This is a genomic window from Kitasatospora sp. NPDC058965 (assembly GCF_042741245.1).
Taxonomy (GTDB): Bacteria; Actinomycetota; Actinomycetes; order Streptomycetales; family Streptomycetaceae; genus Kitasatospora.
In genome coordinates, this window is sequence record NZ_JBHYKG010000184.1 from 1 (window position 1) to 16,683 (window position 16,683).

Annotated in this window: 16 protein-coding genes; 5 read left to right on the forward strand and 11 right to left on the reverse strand. The window is 74.9% G+C overall.

Annotated features, from left to right (window positions below; genetic code table 11):
• Positions 1-205: 205 nt before the first annotated feature.
• The 4 genes from ACFW1A_RS26230 to ACFW1A_RS26245 form a co-directional block, all read right to left on the reverse strand.
• Positions 206-2,476 carry an FtsX-like permease family protein gene (locus ACFW1A_RS26230; RefSeq protein WP_380412565.1) on the reverse strand — a complete coding sequence of 757 codons (2,271 nt, stop codon included), beginning with the start codon at positions 2,474-2,476 and terminating at the stop codon, positions 206-208.
• Complete coding sequence (locus ACFW1A_RS26235) at positions 2,473-3,165, reverse strand: ABC transporter ATP-binding protein (RefSeq protein WP_380412567.1); 693 nt, start codon at positions 3,163-3,165, stop codon at positions 2,473-2,475. The genes ACFW1A_RS26230 and ACFW1A_RS26235 overlap by 4 nt, the downstream gene beginning before the upstream one ends.
• On the reverse strand, positions 3,162-3,686 hold the full coding sequence (locus ACFW1A_RS26240) for a PadR family transcriptional regulator (RefSeq protein ID WP_380412569.1): 525 nt from the start codon (positions 3,684-3,686) through the stop codon (positions 3,162-3,164). The genes ACFW1A_RS26235 and ACFW1A_RS26240 overlap by 4 nt, the downstream gene beginning before the upstream one ends.
• 69 nt (positions 3,687-3,755) lie before the next feature.
• Positions 3,756-4,424, reverse strand: a complete 669-nt coding sequence (locus ACFW1A_RS26245; protein ID WP_380412571.1) for a DedA family protein — start codon at positions 4,422-4,424, stop codon at positions 3,756-3,758.
• Between the two features lie 249 nt (positions 4,425-4,673).
• On the opposite strand from ACFW1A_RS26245, the gene ACFW1A_RS26250 reads away from it, so the two are divergent.
• Positions 4,674-6,176 carry an MFS transporter gene (locus ACFW1A_RS26250; protein ID WP_380412573.1) on the forward strand — a complete coding sequence of 501 codons (1,503 nt, stop codon included), beginning with the start codon at positions 4,674-4,676 and terminating at the stop codon, positions 6,174-6,176.
• Complete coding sequence (locus ACFW1A_RS26255; RefSeq protein WP_380412575.1) at positions 6,173-6,868, forward strand: TetR/AcrR family transcriptional regulator; 696 nt, start codon at positions 6,173-6,175, stop codon at positions 6,866-6,868. Before ACFW1A_RS26250 ends, ACFW1A_RS26255 begins: the two co-directional genes overlap by 4 nt.
• Before the next feature lie 22 nt (positions 6,869-6,890).
• Here ACFW1A_RS26255 and ACFW1A_RS26260 read toward each other — a convergent pair whose 3' ends face one another.
• The 3 genes from ACFW1A_RS26260 to ACFW1A_RS26270 form a co-directional block, all read right to left on the reverse strand.
• On the reverse strand, positions 6,891-7,472 hold the full coding sequence (locus tag ACFW1A_RS26260; RefSeq protein WP_380412577.1) for an HdeD family acid-resistance protein: 582 nt from the start codon (positions 7,470-7,472) through the stop codon (positions 6,891-6,893).
• A 64-nt stretch (positions 7,473-7,536) separates the two neighbouring features.
• The gene (locus ACFW1A_RS26265; protein ID WP_380412579.1) at positions 7,537-8,097 is read right to left on the reverse strand and encodes a phosphatase PAP2 family protein; all 561 of its coding nucleotides are present in this window, start codon (positions 8,095-8,097) and stop codon (positions 7,537-7,539) included.
• Between the two features lie 3 nt (positions 8,098-8,100).
• A complete protein-coding gene (locus tag ACFW1A_RS26270; protein WP_380412581.1) occupies positions 8,101-8,394 on the reverse strand; it encodes a hypothetical protein in 294 nt (97 codons plus the stop codon).
• A gap of 480 nt (positions 8,395-8,874) precedes the next feature.
• Here ACFW1A_RS26270 and ACFW1A_RS26275 point away from each other — a divergent pair, with 480 nt between their 5' ends.
• Positions 8,875-9,780 (forward strand): NADP-dependent oxidoreductase, encoded by a 906-nt coding sequence (locus ACFW1A_RS26275; RefSeq protein ID WP_380412583.1) that lies wholly within the window; start codon positions 8,875-8,877, stop codon positions 9,778-9,780.
• Positions 9,781-9,997: 217 nt separating this feature from the next.
• Positions 9,998-10,696 (forward strand): hypothetical protein, encoded by a 699-nt coding sequence (locus ACFW1A_RS26280; RefSeq protein ID WP_380412585.1) that lies wholly within the window; start codon positions 9,998-10,000, stop codon positions 10,694-10,696.
• Between the two features lie 7 nt (positions 10,697-10,703).
• On the opposite strand, the gene ACFW1A_RS26285 is transcribed toward ACFW1A_RS26280, so the two are convergent.
• The 4 genes from ACFW1A_RS26285 to ACFW1A_RS26300 all read right to left on the reverse strand — a co-directional run bounded on the left by ACFW1A_RS26285 (position 10,704) and on the right by ACFW1A_RS26300 (position 15,927).
• A complete protein-coding gene (locus ACFW1A_RS26285) occupies positions 10,704-12,614 on the reverse strand; it encodes an AMP-dependent synthetase/ligase (RefSeq protein WP_380412587.1) in 1,911 nt (636 codons plus the stop codon).
• A 152-nt stretch (positions 12,615-12,766) separates the two neighbouring features.
• Complete coding sequence (locus ACFW1A_RS26290) at positions 12,767-13,810, reverse strand: calcium:proton antiporter (RefSeq protein ID WP_380412596.1); 1,044 nt, start codon at positions 13,808-13,810, stop codon at positions 12,767-12,769.
• A 217-nt stretch (positions 13,811-14,027) separates the two neighbouring features.
• Entirely contained in the window at positions 14,028-14,894 is an 867-nt protein-coding gene (locus ACFW1A_RS26295; protein WP_380412590.1) for a carbohydrate-binding protein, read from the reverse strand.
• Positions 14,895-14,994: 100 nt separating this feature from the next.
• A complete protein-coding gene (locus ACFW1A_RS26300; protein WP_380412594.1) occupies positions 14,995-15,927 on the reverse strand; it encodes an AraC family transcriptional regulator in 933 nt (310 codons plus the stop codon).
• Between the two features lie 130 nt (positions 15,928-16,057).
• On the opposite strand from ACFW1A_RS26300, the gene ACFW1A_RS26305 reads away from it, so the two are divergent.
• Positions 16,058-16,636 (forward strand): HD domain-containing protein, encoded by a 579-nt coding sequence (locus tag ACFW1A_RS26305; RefSeq protein WP_380412598.1) that lies wholly within the window; start codon positions 16,058-16,060, stop codon positions 16,634-16,636.
• Positions 16,637-16,683: the final 47 nt, after the last annotated feature.

A 16,683-nucleotide genomic window follows, 5' to 3' on the forward strand; every position in this document is an offset into this window, starting at 1 on the left:
GCCGTGCCGGCGACGCCCCCCGGCCCGCCGGCCCCGGGTCCCCCGGTCGCGCGGGGCCCGACCGATCTGCGTCCGGTCGGGCGGCGCGCCCGACGCCGGGCCGCGCAACCCGACGCCGGGCCGCGCAACCCGACACCAGCCCCACGCACCGCGCCCGGCACCAGGGGTCCGTCCACCGGCCCGGTACCCCGACCGCGTCCGCCGGCTACTCGTTGCGCGCGGTCTCCGGCCCGGTCAGCCGCTTCAGCAGCGGCAGCGTGGCGGCGATCACCGCCAGCGCCGCGACCAGGCCGGCCGCCACGATCAGGTAGAAGCTCCCGTCCAACGCGTGCAGGTTGTACCCGAGCTGGGCCCGCAGGAAGAGCTGGGCGGCGAGCAGCCCCATACCGACGGCCAGCGCGGCGACCAGCACCAGCGGCAGCGCGCTCTCCAGCAGCACGATCCGGCGCAGCAGCCCGAGCGGCACACCTGCCAGGCGCAGCAGGCTGAACGGCCGCTTGCGTTCGTTGAGCCCGCCGGCGATCCCCACCGCCAGGCTGCACCCGGCGATCGGCAGGCTGACCAGGATCACGATGTCGGCGAGCTGCTGGAACCCGGCCACCTCCCGGGTACCGTCCGCGGCCCGCTCGGCCACCGTGGCGGGGGCCCCGTGGCCGGGGTAGTCCTGCTCCAGCGCGGTGCGGACCCGCTCGATCGCGCTCGGGGTGCCGTCGGTGGTCACCGCGAGGCCCAGCACCGGCAGGCCGTCGAGCTGCGCCGCGGGGTAGTCGGCCCGCTGCCACTGGGCGGGCCAGCCGCCGTTCAGCAGCTTGAAGCTCCAGAACTGCAGCGGCACCGTGGCCGTGTCGGCACCCGGGACGCAGGTGGAGAAGGCCGGTGTGGTCGCCAACTGCGCGCACGAGGCCAGTCCGCCCTCGACGAACCGCTCGCCCGGCCCGTCCGTCTGCAGCGGGTCGCGGGTGTGCAGCGGGTTGGTGTGGATCACCGTCACCCCCTGCACGCCCGGGATCGCGCGCAGCCGGGCGTACGCGTCGGCCGGCATCGCCGGCGCCGCCCGCAGCGGCGCGCCCTGGTCGTCCAGCCCGTCCGAGAACTGCACCGTGACGGCGGAGGCCAGCGCCGAGGCGGCCTTCGGCATCCCGCGTTCGGCCTGGATGCTGGTCATGATCGCGACCGCGCCGGTCGTCACGCACAGCGCCAGCACCAGGCCGGTGACGGCCCGGAAGCCCGCCTTCGGGTCGTCGGACAGCCGCCGCCCGGCCATCAGCGGCGCCGCCCGGCCGCTGCGCCGGGCCAACTGTCGGGCGCCGACCATGGTCAGGTAGGGGCCGGCGACCGCCAGCCCGATCACCACCAGGGCCATGCCCGGGGTGAACGCGTACATCTGGCCCTGGGTGGTGGCCGGGCGCCGCCCGACGAAGTAGCCCAGTTCCAGCACGCCCGCCAGCAGCGGCAGCAGGCGCCAGGCCCGCGGCGGCTTCGGGGTGACCCGGCGGGTCACGCCCAGCGGGGAGATCTGCACCCGGCGCAGCGCCAGCCGGGCCGCGACGGCGGAGGCCAGCGGCACCCCGAGCGCCACCAGCAGCACGTCGGTGGTGTTGAGCGCGAGGTCGGAGTCGAAGAACGGTGTGGCGGTGAAGTCGACCGTCGCCAGCAGCGGGCGGCCGACCAGGAAGAACAGGAACCCGCCGAGCACGCCGAGCACGGCGGCCACCGTGGACTCCACCGCCGAGACCACCGAGATCTGCCGCGGCGTGGCGCCGACCAGCCGCATCGCGGCGAACCGCTGCTCGCGCCGTGCGGCCGCCAGCCTGGTCGCCGTCCCGATCAGGATCAGCACCGGCAGGATCAGCCCGACCGCGGAGACCGAGAGGATCAGCCGCATCCCGTTGGCGTTGGTGCCGACCACGCAGTCGTCGCAGGAACTCGGACTGACGTCCATGATCCAGTTCGTCCGCCGGGCGTCCGGCGCGGCGGACAGCTCGGCCGGGGTGTGCCCGACCACCACGATCAGCGAGTCGGGCCCGGGCAGGCCGGCGCTGCCGATGGTGCCGACCTGGTGGCCTGGGAACCGGTCGGCCAGTTGGTCGGCCGGCAGGGTGGTCAGCAGCTTGGCGACCGCGGGCGAGGCGTAGTACTCGCCGGGTCCGGGCAGCCGCGGCAGGCCCGGCGGGACGGGGGAGTCGGCGCCGGTGCCGGCCACGTCGATCCGGGCCAGGTCCTTGCCGTGCACCCGGTCCAGTCGGGCCAGCCACCAGAGCGGGTCGAGCTTGGTGTCCCGGGCCAACTGCCGGGCCGAGCCGCTGCCGGTGTTGAGCCAGGCGAACCGCTCGTTCTGGGTCTTGGTCGCGTTGACCGCGGCCAGCGTGCCGAGCAGCAGGGTCACGCCCACCGCGACCGCCGCCGCGATGATCACCAGCCGGGCCGCCGCCTCCCGACCGGCGCCCAGCGTGAGACGGAGCCCGAGGCGGATCACGAGGCCACCCGGCCCGCGGAGAGCTGGGTGACCTTGCCGTCGCGCACCACGACCTCGCGGTCCGCACAGGCGGCGACCCGCGGCTCGTGGGTGACGATGACCACCGTGCTGCCCTCGGCCCGGGCCGCGTCCACCAGCAGGTCCATCACCTGCTCGCCGGTGACCGAGTCCAGCGAACCGGTCGGCTCGTCGGCGAAGATCACGTCCGGCCGGGCCACCATCGCCCTGGCCAGCGCCACCCGCTGCGCCTGACCGCCGGACAGCTCGCCGGAGCGCCGCCCCGCCAGCCCGTCCAGCCCGAGCCGCGGGAACCAGGTGCGGGCCTGCTCGATCGCCGCCGCCCGCCGGGTGCCGCCCAGCAGCAGCGGCAGCGCCACGTTCTCCTCGGCCGTCAACTCCGGGACCAGCTGGCCGAACTGGAAGACGAAGCCGAACCGCTCGCGGCGCAGCGCGCTGCGCGCGGTCTCGCCGAGGGTGTCCACCCGGCGGCCGTCGAAGTGGATCTCCCCGCTGTCGGGGGTGAGGATGCCGGCCAGGCAGTGCAGCAGCGTGGACTTGCCGGACCCGCTGGGGCCCATGATGGCCACGATCTCGCCCCGGGCCACGGCCAGGTCGGCGCCGCGCAGCGCCGGGGTGGCGCCGAAGGAGAGCACCGCCCCGCGGGCCTCCACCACGAACTCGGCGGTCATCCGAGCACCTCCTCGGCGAGCTGGCCCAGCCGGGCCACGGTCTGGTCGATCCAGCGCAGGTCGGCTTCCAGGTGGAACAGTGCGTGGTCGGCGAGCAGCCGGTCGACCAGCGAGCCGCTGCGGCGCAGTTCGGTGAGCTCGCGCATCCGCTGCAGGTGGGCGGCGCGCTGGGTGTCCAGGTAGGCCTCGGCGTCCCGGCCCAGCAGCAGGGCCAGCACCACCTTGGTGAAGAGCACCGACTGCAGGTGCGGCTCCGGCTCGATCGGATCGGCCAGCCAGGACTGCAGCTCGGTGGCCCCGAGGTCGGTGATCACGTACTGCTTCCGGTCCGGTCCGGTGCCGGGGCCGACCTCGCTGATCACCACCTTGCCGTCCCGGGCCAGCCGGCTGAGCGTCGAGTAGACCTGGCCGGGCGGCAGCGGCTTGCCGCGGCCGAAGAGTGCGTCGTAGTCGCGCTTGAGGTCGTAGCCGTGACTGGGGGCTCGTTCGAGTAACCCGAGCAGGGCGAGGGGAACTGTCATACCTGAGTATCTACACTCAGTATCTACTCGGCGTCAACGCCGGGCTGCCGGGTCGTCCGTGGACGTCCCTCAGACCCGGGTCTGCTCGCGGGGCTCGGCAGGGCGCTGGGCCGGCGGGCGGTTCGGCGTGCCCGCGGGCGGGGTGCGGCGGCGGCGCCACCAGAGCACCGTCACCAGGGCCAGCGCCGCGGCGCCGACCGCGATCAGGCCGGCCAGGCCCACCGTGTGCAGCAGGCCCTCGGCGGAGGCGCCCAGGAAGTAGCCGAGCGCGACGTTGGCCGCGCCCCAGCTGACGGCGGCCGCGGCGCTGTACGCCAGGAAGGTCCGGTACGGCATCCGGGCCGCGCCCGCGGTGAACGGCACGAAGGAGCGGACGAAGCCGATGTAGCGCGCGGTGAAGACGGCCGGACCGCCGCGCCGGCGCAGGTAGCCGGCCGCCCGGTCCACCCGGGAGCCGGGCCGCACCCGGGCGCGGGCCCGCGAGCCGGCCGCCCGCTGCCCGAGCAGTCGGCCGAGCCAGTACCCGCTGCTGTCCCCCGCGAACGCGCCGACCACCACCGCGGCGGTGAGGGCGAACGGGTTGAGCAGGCCGCGGCCGGCCAGCGCGGCGGCGAAGAGCACCACGGTCTCGCTCGGCAGCACCAGGCCGACGAAGGCGCTGGTCTCGCCCGCCGTCACCAGCAGGACCAGGACGTAGGACCACAGTCCGGCCCCGGCCACCAGCGCGGTGAGGTTCACGGCAGGCTCCCAAACACGGCGATCCCCGGACGGCAGAACTGGACCGACCCCCTGTCAGGACCGAACGCCGCCCGGCCCCCCGGCATTCCGGAATGTTGCGCTCCGTATCTCGCTGTCCCGCTGGACGGTCGAGCGGGACCGGGGGCTCGGCAGTCGGCCGGTGGCGGAGTATTGTCATCACGTGAAGACATCATCTGAAGACATCGATCGACGGACACCCCGGTCGATGCCCACTGGGAGGGGATGCCGATGAACCCGGCCGTCGTGAACCCGGCCACCGCGCCCTGGCGGGAGCGGGCGCTGGTGCCCGTGCTGGTCTTCCTGGGCACCGTGGTGGCGGTGATCTCCAGCCTCGGCGCCCCGCTGGTGCCGACCATCGCCACCGTCGACCACGTCTCGCTCTCCGAGGCCCAGTGGTCGTTGACCGTGACCATGCTGGTCGGCGCCGTCGCGACGCCCGTGATGGGACGACTCGGCGACGGGCCCCGGCGGCGCCCGGTGATCCTCGGCGCGATCGCGGCGGTGGTGGTCGGCAGCGTGCTGGCCGCACTGCCGCTGGGCTTCGGCTTCCTGGTGGCCGGGCGCGCCCTGCAGGGCGTCGGCCTGGGTCTGACCCCGCTGGCCATCGCCGCCGCCCGGGACAGCCTGCCGGCCGAGCGCTCCCGCTCGGCCGTGGCCCTGCTCTCCATCACCACGGTGGCCGGCGTCGGTCTCGGCTACCCGCTCACCGGGGTGATCGCCGAGGCCTTCGGCTTCCACGCCGGGTTCTGGTTCGGCGCGCTGATCAGCGCCGCCGCCCTGGTGCTCGGTGCCCTGGTGGTGCCGCCGGCCCCGCGCCGGGAGGCGGCCCGGCTGGACGGGCTGGGCGCGGTGCTGATCGGTCTGGCGGTGGCCGGGCTGCTGCTGGTGCTGACCGAGGGCGAGACCTGGGGCTGGACCTCGCCCGGCCTGTGGGCGCTGGCCGCCGCCGCCCTGGTGCTGCTGGCCTGGTGGATCCGGCACGAGCTGCGCACCGAGCACCCGCTGGTCGACCTGCGCACCCTGCGCAACCGCACGGTGCTCACCGCCGACGTCACCGGCCTGGTCGCGGGCGTGGCGATGTACCTGCTGATGAGCCTGGTCACCCGGTTCGTGCAGACCCCGACCGCGGCCGGCTACGGCTTCGGCGCCTCGGTGGTGGTGGCCGGGCTGGCGCTGCTGCCCTTCTCGGTGCTCAGCGTGCTCTCCAGCAAGGTGGTGGTCCCGCTGGCCCGCCGCACCTCCACCACCACCGTGCTGACCCTGGGCTGCGTGGTCTCGCTCGGCGCGATGCTGGTCTTCCTGTTCGCCCGCGACCACCTCTGGCAGGTGCTGGTGGTGATGGGCATCGCCGGCCTCGGGGTGGGATCCACCTTCGCCGTGATGCCCGGACTGATCGTCAGCTCGGTGCCGGCCGCCGAGGTGGGCAGCGCGGTGAGCTTCAACCAGGTGCTGCGCTACATCGGCTACTCCACCGGCAGCGCGCTGTGCGGCGCGGTGCTGCAGGCGCACACCGCCGCCGGGCAGCGACTGCCCTCCGCCGACGGCTACCGCAGCGCCGCGCTGATCGGGTGTGCCGTGTGGGTGGTGATCGTCCTGGTTACCATCGTGCTGCCGCGGCGCGCCCGCGCGGCGGCGGACGGGAGCGGCGTGGACGAGGAGCTGATGGTGGAGGAGAGCATCGCGGACATCGCGCCGGGCGAGGACGACGTCCCGCTCAAGGTGACGCCTTGACCGACGGCCCCGCGAGCACCGGACGGCGCCGCGACGCCGCGCGCAGCCGGGAGCTGCTGATCCGGGCGGCCGTCGAGCTGTTCGCCGACCGCGGCTTCGACCGCACCACCACCCGGGACATCGGCGAGCGCGCCGGGGTCGACCCGGCGTTGATCGCCCGGTACTTCGGCGGCAAGACCCAGCTCTACCTGGCCTCCGTCAGGGTGGAGCAGGGCGAGGCGCCGCCCGCCGACCTGCTGGCGGAGGACCGGCTGCGCTGGTTGCTGGAGCGGCTGACCCAGCGTGGCCCCGGGCCCTCGTTCCAGACCGCGGTGCTGCGCGGGGACGACTCCGAGGCGCAACGGGCGGCCCGGGCGCACCTGGTCGAGCGGCTGGTCGACCCGCTGCGGGACCGGCTCACCGCCGAGGGGGTGGACCGGCCGGAGCTGCGCGCCGAGCTGGCGGCCGCCGCCTTCGCGGGCGTGGTGCTGGTCCGCTGGGCCGGCGCCTTCCCGGAGCTGGCCGCGACCTCCACCGAGGAGCTGGTGCCGCTGCTCCAGGAGGTGCTGGGCGCGGTCCGGGGAGCCGGCGGGCCGGCGGGCGACTCCAGCGGGCCCGTGGGCGATTCCGGCGGGCCGCGGGTCGACCCCGGAAGGCCGGCGGGCGACTCCGGCGGGCCACGGGGCGACTCCGGGGGGCCGGCGGCCGGCTGAACCGCCGCCCGCCCGCCCGGCCTCAGACCAGGTGCTTGGCCCGCGAGCGCAGCGAGATCGCGTGGCCGATCTCCACCAGGCCGATCAGCACCAGCCAGATGCCCGCCATCACGGTCAGCGCCAGGATCGAGTTGAACGGGTCGACCAGCAGGATCACGCCGGCGATCGCCGCGATCAGGCCCAGGGCGATCTGCCAGCCGCGTCCGGGTGTGCCGCCGGGCAGGTCCAGTGCCCCCACCGTCGCGGTGATGCCGCGGAACAGCAGGCCGATCCCGATCCACAGCGAGAGCAGCAGCACCGACTGGTAGGCGCCGCGGAAGCAGAGCAGGCCCAGCAGCAGGGAGAGCGCGCCGCTGATGAAGCCGAGCACCCGCAGCCCGGTGGACACGTGCACGGTGCTGGCCAGCACGATCTGCAGGATGCCGCTGATCACCAGGTAGATCCCGAAGAGCACGCCGACCACCTCCAGCGTGCCGTGCGGCCAGGCCAGGACCACGATGCCCAGGCCGAGGGCGATCAGGCCGAGCGTCAGCGCGGTGTGCCAGCCGAACCTGGCCAGGGCGGCCAGCGGGCTCGGCTCCGTCGAGTTCCCAGGGATGGTCATGCTGCCAGCCTCACTGCAGCGCCCGGGCCCCGCACCCGTGGGCCGCCGACCGGGTGACGCGGCGTCAGCCGCGCCCGGGGCCCAGCCGCCGGGCGCCCGCCAGCACCGCACCGGCGCACCCCACCCCGAGCAGCGCGCCCGCGAGCACGTCGCCCGGGTAGTGCACCCCGGTGTGGACCCGGGAGTACCCCACGCAGCCGGCCAGCGCGGTCAGCGGCAGCGCCGCCGCCGGCAGGGTGGCGCCGACCGCGGTGGCGAAGGCGAACGCGGCGGCGGTGTGGCCGGACGGGAACGAGGCCGAGCCCGGCATCGGGATGTGCCGGGCGGCCGGTACCTCGGCCGCCTCCCGGTCCGGGCGGGGCCGGCGGACCAGGGTCTTGGTCAGCTGGTTCGCGGTGACCGAGGCGGTGCCCAGTGCCGCCACGCCCAGCAGCGCGGCCCGGCGCGGCCGGCCCGGGCGCAGGGCGAGCAGCCCGGCCACCGCGAAGGAGATCCGGGACCGGTTGGCCGCCACCGACAGCCGCCGCAGCCCCGAGTCGAGCCCGGGGCTGCGACTGGGGGCTGCGGCCACCGCCGCGTACAACGCCTGGTCGACGGCGAGCAGGGTCCGCAGGGCGGTGCCCACCGGTCAGGCCGGCGGGGTCAGCGCGGCGCCGCCGCCGGCCCGGACCGCCTCCACCGCGTGCTGGTGCAGGGCGCGGGCGGCCTGTTCGTCGGCCACCTCGATCGGGCTGCCCTGCAGCGTGAACCAGTCCTGGGCATCGGTGTACTGCACGGTCAGCACGGCCTCGGTGCCGGTCCAGGTGGTGTGCACGCTCAGGTCGCCGGTGAGCTGGGCGCCTTCGGCGCTGCGCACGCCGCCGGGGCCGGAGCGCACGTTCTTGGTCGTCCAGGTGGCCCAGTCGGCCGGTTCGTCAGCCATCGCGCGATCTCCAGATTCGAGGCGGAGTGCTACTCGGTGTGACAACCCGTCACATGCTAGCCGGACCGGATGGGCGGCGCGCACCGGGGCAGGCGGACGGCGGACGAATTCCTCGACTCGGATTCGTGCGGGGGAGGGGAGTCAGGCCCGGCCTGGGCCCGGTACCGCCGACCCCAGCGGTACCGGGCCCAGGGGGCATGGCGGGTAGTGCGGGCCAGGGAAACCCGTCTACCCGAGGAGCCGGCAGCAGATCTCTGCACAGTCAACACTGCCGGCTGTCCGGCGAGTGGCGTGCCCGGGGAAGCCACCACTGCACCGGAGCCCTTGGGTGCTCCATTCAGTCAGTACAGCGAACGGCGCCCCAGGAATGTCACACCTTCGCGGAAACTTTTTTTTGGCCGGTGTTTCGCGAGGTCAGCGCGGTGCGCCGAGGGCGAGGCTGGGCCGGACAGACTGTTGGACGGCGGCTGGAGAGACGGCATGTTCGCGGTGACCTTCGCGCGGTACGGCGACCCCTCGGTGCTGGAGGTGTCGGAGCAGCCCGACCCGCAGGCGGGGCCCGGGCAGGTGCGGATCGCGGTGCAGGCCGCCGCGGTCAACGGCTACGACTGGAAGCTGCGGGCCGGCTACCTGCAGGAGGTGGCGCCGGTGGACTTCCCGGCGGTGCCGGGCCTGGAGGCGGCCGGCGTGGTGGACCAGGTGGGGGAGGGGGTGCACGGGGTGGCCGTCGGCGACAAGGTCTTCGGCCTGGGCCGGCGGACCTGGGCGCAGTACGCGGTGCTCGACCACTTCGCCGCCAAGCCGGCCGGGCTGGGCTGGCCGGAGGCGAGCGGGATCGCGGTGGTCGCCGAGACCGCCCAGCGCTGCCTGGACCTGCTCGGCGCCGGGGCCGGCCAGACCCTGCTGGTGGACGGGGCGGCCGGCGGCGTGGGCAGCGCGGTGGCCCAGTTCGCCCGGGCGGCCGGGGTGACCGTGCTGGGCACCGCGAGCGAGGCCAACCACGCCTATCTGACCTCCCTGGGCGTGCTGCCCACCACGTACGGGCCCGGGCTGGCCGAGCGGGTGGCCCGGCTGGCGCCGCAGGGGGTGGACCTGGCGCTGGACACGGCGGGCCGGGGCTCGGTCCCCGAGCTGGTGGCGATCACCGGCTCGCCGGACCGGGTGCTGACCATCGCGGACTTCACCGCCGGCCAGTACGGCGTGCGCACCACCAGCCGCAGCTCCGCCTTCGGCGCCCTGGCCAAGGCCGCCGACCTGGTGGCCGCCGACGCCTTCGCGCTGCGGGTCGACTCGGTCTACCCCCTGGCCAGTGCCGCCGCCGCCCACCAGCGCAGCCAGCAGGGCCACCCCGCGGGCAAGGTGGTCCTGTCGCTGACCGAGGAGTGAGGCGCCGGTAACGATTCGGTCGGCAGAAATGCGGACGACTCGGGGGGAGTCACGCTGCCCGAGTTGCCCGGACCGGTGCTGACCTGCTGCGATCTCCCGATCAAGGAACGCAGGAGGGGCCGTGTCGGAAATGGGAACGGAAGCCGGGGCGGGAGCGGGAGCGGAAACCGAGGCGGAAGCCGGAGCGGAAGTCGAGGCGGAGGCACGGACGGAACCGGTGCAGGCCTCGGGGCAGGTCTCGGTGCAGGCCCCGGCGCAGGTCTCGGCGCCGGCCGATCGGCGGGCGGACGAGGTTCCGGCCGACGCGACGGAAGCGGTCGGTGCGGCCGTGGTCGACCCGTCGGCCGACGAGGTCCCGGCGCCCCGACGGCGCACCGTCCGGCGCTGGCTGCTCGTCGCGGCGTTCGTCGCGGTGGTCGCGGTCACCACGGTGCTCGGGCTGCGGCAGGGCGGCCCGAGCCGGCACCCCGTCAGCTACCGGTACGCGCTGCCGTCGAGCTTCCGGGGGCTGGCCGACGACCCGGACGACCCGATGGTGGTCCGGATGCAGGCGGCTCCCGGGTCCGCGCTGGCCGCCGCCTACGGCAGCCCGAGCACCGGACGGATCACGGTGGTCGCCAGCCAGGCGCAGATCCCGTACCCGGACACCGAGTCGGACCGGCTGACGGCCAGCAGCTCCGACCTGCTGGCGCACGCCCGGCAGGTGGACCCCGGCCCGCTCGGCGGTGTGATGGTTTGCGCGAGCCACCCGTGGTCGGGGGCGGTCCCGGGCCCGGGCACCGCGGACTGCGCCTGGTTCGACGCGGGCGGCTTCATGCTGTTCAGCGAGATGGCCGGCGGCCCGGAGAACATCTCCCTGGACCAGGTCGCCGCCGACGCCCGGGCGTTCCGCCTGCTGGCCGAGCAACGGGTCTGACGGACCGTCAACTCCGGTACAGCGCCTCCACGTCCTTGCGGTAGGCCTGCAGCACCGCCTGCCGCTTGACCTTGAGCGAGGGGGTCAGCAGGCCCCGGTCCTCGGTGAAGTCGCCGGCCACCACGCGGACCCGGCGGATCGACTCGGCGCGCGAGACGCTGGTGTTGACCTGCTCGACGGCGGCGACCAGTGCGGCCAGCACGGCGGGCTCGACCGGCACGGCGGAACTGGCCGCGCGCGGGTCCACCTCGGCGGCGGTCGGCGGGTGGGCCAGGAACTGGGCGACCGCCTCCTGGTCCAGGGTGACCAGCGCGCCCACGTACGGGCGGCCGTTGCCGACCAGCAGGCACTGGCTGATCAGCGGGTGGGCGCGCAGCCGGTCCTCCAGCGGGGCGGGGCTGACGTTCTTGCCGCCGCTGGTGACCAGGATCTCCTTCTTGCGACCGGTGATGGTGAGGTAGCCGTCGCGGTCCAGCCGGCCCAGGTCGCCGGTGGCGAACCAGCCGCCCGCGGCGGGCTCCTCGCCCAGGTAGCCGCGGAACACCTGGCCGCCGGCGAGCAGCACCTCGCCGTCCGGGGCGATCCGCACGGCGGAGCCGGGGACCGGCGGTCCGACGCTGCCGGCCCGCGGGCGCAGCGGCGGGTTGACGGTGGACGGGCCGGTGGTCTCGGTCAGGCCGTAGCCCTCGTAGATCTGCACCCCGGCGCCCGCGTAGAAGAGCAGCAGGTCGGGGTTGAGCGAGGAGCCCCCGCTGATCGCGTGCCGGACCCGGCCCCCCATCGCCCGGCGGACCTTGCGGTAGACCAGTGCGTCGTAGAAGGCGTGCGCGGTGCGCAGCGCCAGCGTCGCGCGCGGCCCCTCGCCGGCCAGGGCGGCGAGCTCGGCCCGGGCGTAGCGCACCGCGACCGCCGTCGCGCGGTCGTAGACGCCGGCCGCCTTGCGGGCCTGGGCCTGCACCCGGCCCAGGTGGTGGATCTTCTCGAACAGGTACGGCACACCGACCAGGAAGCTGGCGCCGAAGGAGGCGAGGTCGGGCTGCAGTTCGGCGGGTTTGAGGGAGGGGCTGTGGCCCACTTTGATTCTGGCGTACACGCAGGTGACCTGGATCATCCGGCCGAGCACGTGGGCCAGCGGCAGGAAGAGCAGGGTCGACGGCGGCTCGGCCGAGACCGCCTCGAAGACCGGTTGCAGCAGGGCCTGGCAGTTGGCCGCCTCGTCCAGGAAGTTGCCGTGGGTGAGCCGGCAGCCCTTGGGCCGCCCGGTGGTGCCCGAGGTGTAGATCAGGGTGGCCTCGCTGGCCGGGCTCAACCCGGCGCGCCGGGCGTCGAGTTCCACGTCCGGCACGGCCTGCCCGCGGGCGGCCAGCTCCGCCGTGGCCCCTTCGTCCAACCGCCAGAGCGGGACGGGGCGTTCGCTGCGGGCGATGGCGATGGTCAGCACCTCGGCGGTGGCCGCGTCCTCGGCCAGCGCCAGCGCCGGGCCGCAGTCGCGGACGATCCACTCGGCCTGCTCGGCCGAGGAGCTCGGGTAGACCGGGACCAGCACCGCGCCGGCGGTCCAGGTGGCGAAGTCCAGCAGCGTCCACTCGTACCGGGTGCGGCACAGCAGCAGGACCCGGTCGCCCGGCCGGATCCCGGCGGCGATCAGGCCCTTGGCGGTGGCGGCCACCTCGGCGGCGAACGCGGCGGCGCTGACGTCCTGCCAACCGCCGTCGGGGGAGCGGCGGCTGAGCACCACGGCGGTGGGGGCCTCGGCGGCGTTGCGGACCGGCAGCTCGGCCAGGCTGCCCTCGGTGGCGGGTGGCACCAGGTACGGGCGGCGGGCCTCCACGACCCGGTCGCCGTCGCGGACCAGGTCCACCTCGGCGCGGTCGCGGAGCAGGGCGGTGCGGGCGGAGCGGGGCGGGGCGAGAGCCATGAGCGTGTCTCCTGGGTGGGGGAGAGCCGGTCAGCTTTCGAGCAGCGCCCAGGCTAGGTACTCGTGAGTAAACTTACTAGACGGTAAGTAAGATTGGCACTGCCTGCGGGGTGGGGTGACACCCCGTCGGGGTGGGCCGGCCCCGCCCGCCGTCAGGGGCTGACCGCCAGCACCACGTACGCCGCCAGCACCGACAGGTGCACCCCGCCCTGCAGCGGGGTGGCGCGCCCCGGGATCACGGTCAGGGTGCCGACCGCCACGGTCAGGGCCAGCAGTACCAGGTGCGAGGCGCCCAGGCCCAGGACCAGTGGACCGCTCAGCCAGATGCTCGCGAACGCGACGGCGGGGATGGTCAGCCCGATGCTGGCCATCGCCGATCCCAGGGCCAGGTTGAGCCCGATCTGCACCTGGTCCCGCCGGGCCGCCCGGGTGGCCGCGATGGTCTCCGGCAGCAGCACCAGCAGCGCGATCACCACACCCATCACCGAGGCGGGCAGGCCCGCCCTGGTCAGCCCGGACTCGATGGTGGGCGAGACCGCCTTGGCCAGCCCCACCACCGCGACCAGCGCGACCAGCAGCAGCGTCAGGCTGGTCAGGGCCGCGCGCCGGGTGGGCGGTGCGGCGTGCTCCGCCTCGGTCGGGGCGTGCACGATCTGCGGCGGCAGGAAGTACTCGCGGTGCCGGACCGTCTGGGTGGCCACGAAGAGCCCGTAGAGCACCAGCGCGGCCAGGGAGGCGAAGACCAGCTGGGTGGGGGAGAACTCCGGTCCGGGCCGGCTGGTGGTGAACGAGGGCAGGGCCAGGCTGAGCGTTGCCAGGGTCGCCACCGTGGCCAGCGCCGCCCCGGTGCCCTCGGGGTTGAAGACCGCCACGTTGGTGCGCAGTGAGCCGACCAGCAGGCACAGGCCGACGATGCCGTTGCAGGTGATCATGACGGCGGCGAAGACGGTGTCCCGGGCCAGGGTGGCGTTCTTGTCGCCGTAGTCGGCCATCAGCGTGACGATCAGCCCGACCTCGATCACCGTCACGGCCACCGCGAGCAGCAGCGAGCCGAGCGGCTCGCCGACCCGGTGCGCCACCACCTCGGCGTGGTGCACGGCGGCGAGCACCGCGCCGATCAGCGCCAGGCCGGCCAGACCGGCGACCGGCGCGGGCAGGCTCTCGCCCCAGACCAGGGCGAGCAGCACGGCGGCCATCGGCGGCACCAGCAGGCTCCACCGGTTCAGCGCGGTGGTCAGGGAGTCGCTCACGGGTCCGGTCATCGGGGCGAGCTTCTCAGATGGAAGGTCATATTTCCGGCATGTCGGGTGCGCCGTGTCTCGGCAGCGGGCCGCAGCGCGGGGCGGGGTGGCGCTCCGTGCGGACGGAACCGCGGGGCCGCCGGCCATGGGGGTGCCGGCGGCCCCGCTCTCCCTACAGGCGCTGCCAGAGGGCCGGGACCGCGGGGGGTTCCCAGCCCACCATGGAGGTGTGCGCCTGGAGGCACTGGTAGACCGCGCCGCCGTAGCCGACCCGGTCGCCGGCCTGGTACGCCACGCCCGGCGCCCAGGTCTGGCCCGGCGGGACCGAGCCGCTGGGCGAGGGTGACGGGGTCGGAGTCGGGGTCGGACGGCCGGTCGGGGTGGGGGTCGGGGTGGGCGACTGCGCCACGTTGAGCACGAAGTCGAAGCTGGCCTGCTCGCCGGTGCCGACCTGGCGGACCGTCATCAGCAGCAGCGGGTCGAAGATCGAGTCGGTGGAGTTGCGCGGCTCGCCCGGGAAGTACAGCTGGGTGGTGAGGATCGGCTGGCCGGGCGCCTGGACCTTGACGTGGATGTGCCGGGTGCGGCCCGGGTACAGCCCCGGCACGATCGTGGTGAGCGCGTACGCGCCGGTGGCGTCGGTGAACTGGTGGCCGCGGAAGGTGAAGCCCACGTTGTCGTAGGCCCCGTTGTCGTCGGCCTGCCAGAAGTCCAGCAGGGCACCGGCGATCGGCCGGCAGCCGAGCCCGAACACGTACCCGCTGACGGTCAGCGGGGTCCCGGGCGTGCCGGGGGTGACCAGCGAGGTGCGCAGTGGGGAGTCAGGCTTGAAGTACGGTCCCTCGATCTGCGCGTCGGTCGGCGCGTCGCCGTCCTGGCACTCGGGGGTGACCGCGAGCGGGCGGCCGGTCGCCGCCCGGTCGCGGGCCAGCGCCACCCCGCCGCCGATCAGCAGCGGGGTGGCGGCAGTGGCCAGGACGGCCGCCTTGAGCAGGCTCTTACGGGTCAACTGCCCGCTCTCGGCAGGGTCTTCGGTCATGGCTGGTGCTCCCTAGGAGGGTGCCCGGCAGGGCCGGGCGGAACGACGGGGGTGGTGCAGGGAGTGGCCGCTGGGGAGTGGCTAAGCCATGACAAGCAAACTAGGCGGACGCCCCGTCGGCGGCGATGGACCGGACTCGGGGATCGTGGTGATTCTCCGGGGTGTCGCCCACCCCGGTTCTGGTCACCGCCGGCCGCTCGCGGGCCACCCGGGCGACCCGCCGGAACTCGCCGGGGCTCACCCCGCTCTCCCGCCGGAAGAACCGGCAGAAGTACGAGGGATCGCCGAAGCCGACTCGCTCGGCGATCTGACGTATCGTCAAATCACTCGCCAGTAGCAGCCGTTTGGCCTCCAGGGTCTGCCGGTCGCGGACCAGCTGCCCCGGGGTGCGGCCGGTGGCGCGCTTGACCGCCTCGTGCAGGTGCGCGGCCGACACGCCGAGCTCGCGGGCCAGCGCCCCGACCGACCGGTCCCGGGCCCCCGGCCGTGCGGCGAGCCGGGAGAACCGGCTCGCCAGGTCCGCGGCCCGGTCGGCACCGGCGCGCCCCGCCGCGCCCTGCGCCCGCAGCACCAGCAGCACCAGGATGTGCAGGTAGCAGGCCAGCACCGAGACCGAGCCGGGCGCACCGGCCAGGTACTCGTCGTGCATCGCGCCGAGCAGCGCGTCGAACTGCGCGTGCTGCGCCGGGTCCAGGTCGATCCACGGCCGCTCGGCGAGGGTGCGCAGCGCCTCGGCGTCCTCGGGGTGGGTGAGCAGGAAGTCCTCGTTGAAGATCAGCACCCAGCCGGTGACGTCGGTCACCTCCCAGTGGTGCACCTGCCCCGGGGCGATCACGTAGAGGTGCGGCGGCCTGAGCGGCAGCCGTTCGAGGTCCACCACGTGGGTCCCGCTGCCGGTGCTGACCAGGGCGATCTCGTGGAAGCTGTGCCGGTGGGGGAAGGCGGCCCGGGAGAGCGGGCCGATCGTGTCGAAGGAGCCGATCGCCAGCGGCAGCACACCGGGGCCGGGGACGCTCAGCTCGTGCAGCTCCATCGGGTGGGGATGGGGGTGGGGGTTGCGTGGGGGTCGGGTGGTCATGGCTGACTGCTGCCCATCCGGTGCCCCCGTCACCCCAGCCGCCCCTGGTGAACTGCGACCCGACGGCGGCTACTCTGACCCGGTGCTGACCTCGGCCCTCACCACGACCGACGATCCGTCACCGCGCCCGCTCCCGCCGGTGGTCGCGGAGCTGCTCACGACCCTCGCGGCACCCCCGCGACTGGCCGCCCACCTGCGCCTGGTCCACGACGCGGCCCACGACCTGCTCGCCGGCCTGGCCCGCCACGCACCGGACTTGGTGATCGACCGGGCCGCCGTACTCTTCGGCGCCGCCACCCACGACATCGGCAAGGTGCACCACCCCGCCGAACTCTCCGGCCCCGGCTCGGCGCACGAGCCCGCCGGCCGGGCGCTGCTGCTGGAGCACGGGTTCCCCGCCGAGCTGGCCCGCTTCGCCGGGACCCACGGCAGCTGGGCCGCGCCCGACCGCACCGTCGAGGACCTCCTGGTCACCCTGGCCGACAAGGCCTGGAAGGGCCGGCGGGTACCGGAGCTGGAAGACCTGGTGCTGGACCACCTCACCCGCGCCACCGGCCGCGAGCGGTGGGCCGAGTACCTGGCACTGGACGAGCTCCTCACCGCCATCGGCGACACGGCCGAGCGGCGGCTGGCGTTCCAGGCGGCGTTCCCGGTCCGGGGCTGACGACGTCGTGGGCACCGCCGGCCGGCGCCGCCGGCCCCGGGGCGCCG

Excerpts from the sequence above, each read along its gene's own strand:
- ACFW1A_RS26295 (WP_380412590.1), bottom strand. The coding sequence starts at position 14,894 with ATGACCGAAGACCCTGCCGAGAGCGGGCAGTTGACCCGTAAGAGCCTG.
- ACFW1A_RS26260 (WP_380412577.1), bottom strand. The coding sequence starts at position 7,472 with ATGACCATCCCTGGGAACTCGACGGAGCCGAGCCCGCTGGCCGCCCTG.
- ACFW1A_RS26290 (WP_380412596.1), bottom strand. The coding sequence starts at position 13,810 with ATGGCCGCCGTGCTGCTCGCCCTGGTCTGGGGCGAGAGCCTGCCCGCG.
- ACFW1A_RS26250 (WP_380412573.1), top strand. The coding sequence starts at position 4,674 with ATGAACCCGGCCGTCGTGAACCCGGCCACCGCGCCCTGGCGGGAGCGG.
- ACFW1A_RS26300 (WP_380412594.1), bottom strand. The coding sequence starts at position 15,927 with ATGGAGCTGCACGAGCTGAGCGTCCCCGGCCCCGGTGTGCTGCCGCTG.
- ACFW1A_RS26270 (WP_380412581.1), bottom strand. The coding sequence starts at position 8,394 with ATGGCTGACGAACCGGCCGACTGGGCCACCTGGACGACCAAGAACGTG.
- ACFW1A_RS26275 (WP_380412583.1), top strand. The coding sequence starts at position 8,875 with ATGTTCGCGGTGACCTTCGCGCGGTACGGCGACCCCTCGGTGCTGGAG.
- ACFW1A_RS26285 (WP_380412587.1), bottom strand. The coding sequence starts at position 12,614 with ATGGCTCTCGCCCCGCCCCGCTCCGCCCGCACCGCCCTGCTCCGCGAC.
- ACFW1A_RS26235 (WP_380412567.1), bottom strand. The coding sequence starts at position 3,165 with ATGACCGCCGAGTTCGTGGTGGAGGCCCGCGGGGCGGTGCTCTCCTTC.
- ACFW1A_RS26240 (WP_380412569.1), bottom strand. The coding sequence starts at position 3,686 with ATGACAGTTCCCCTCGCCCTGCTCGGGTTACTCGAACGAGCCCCCAGT.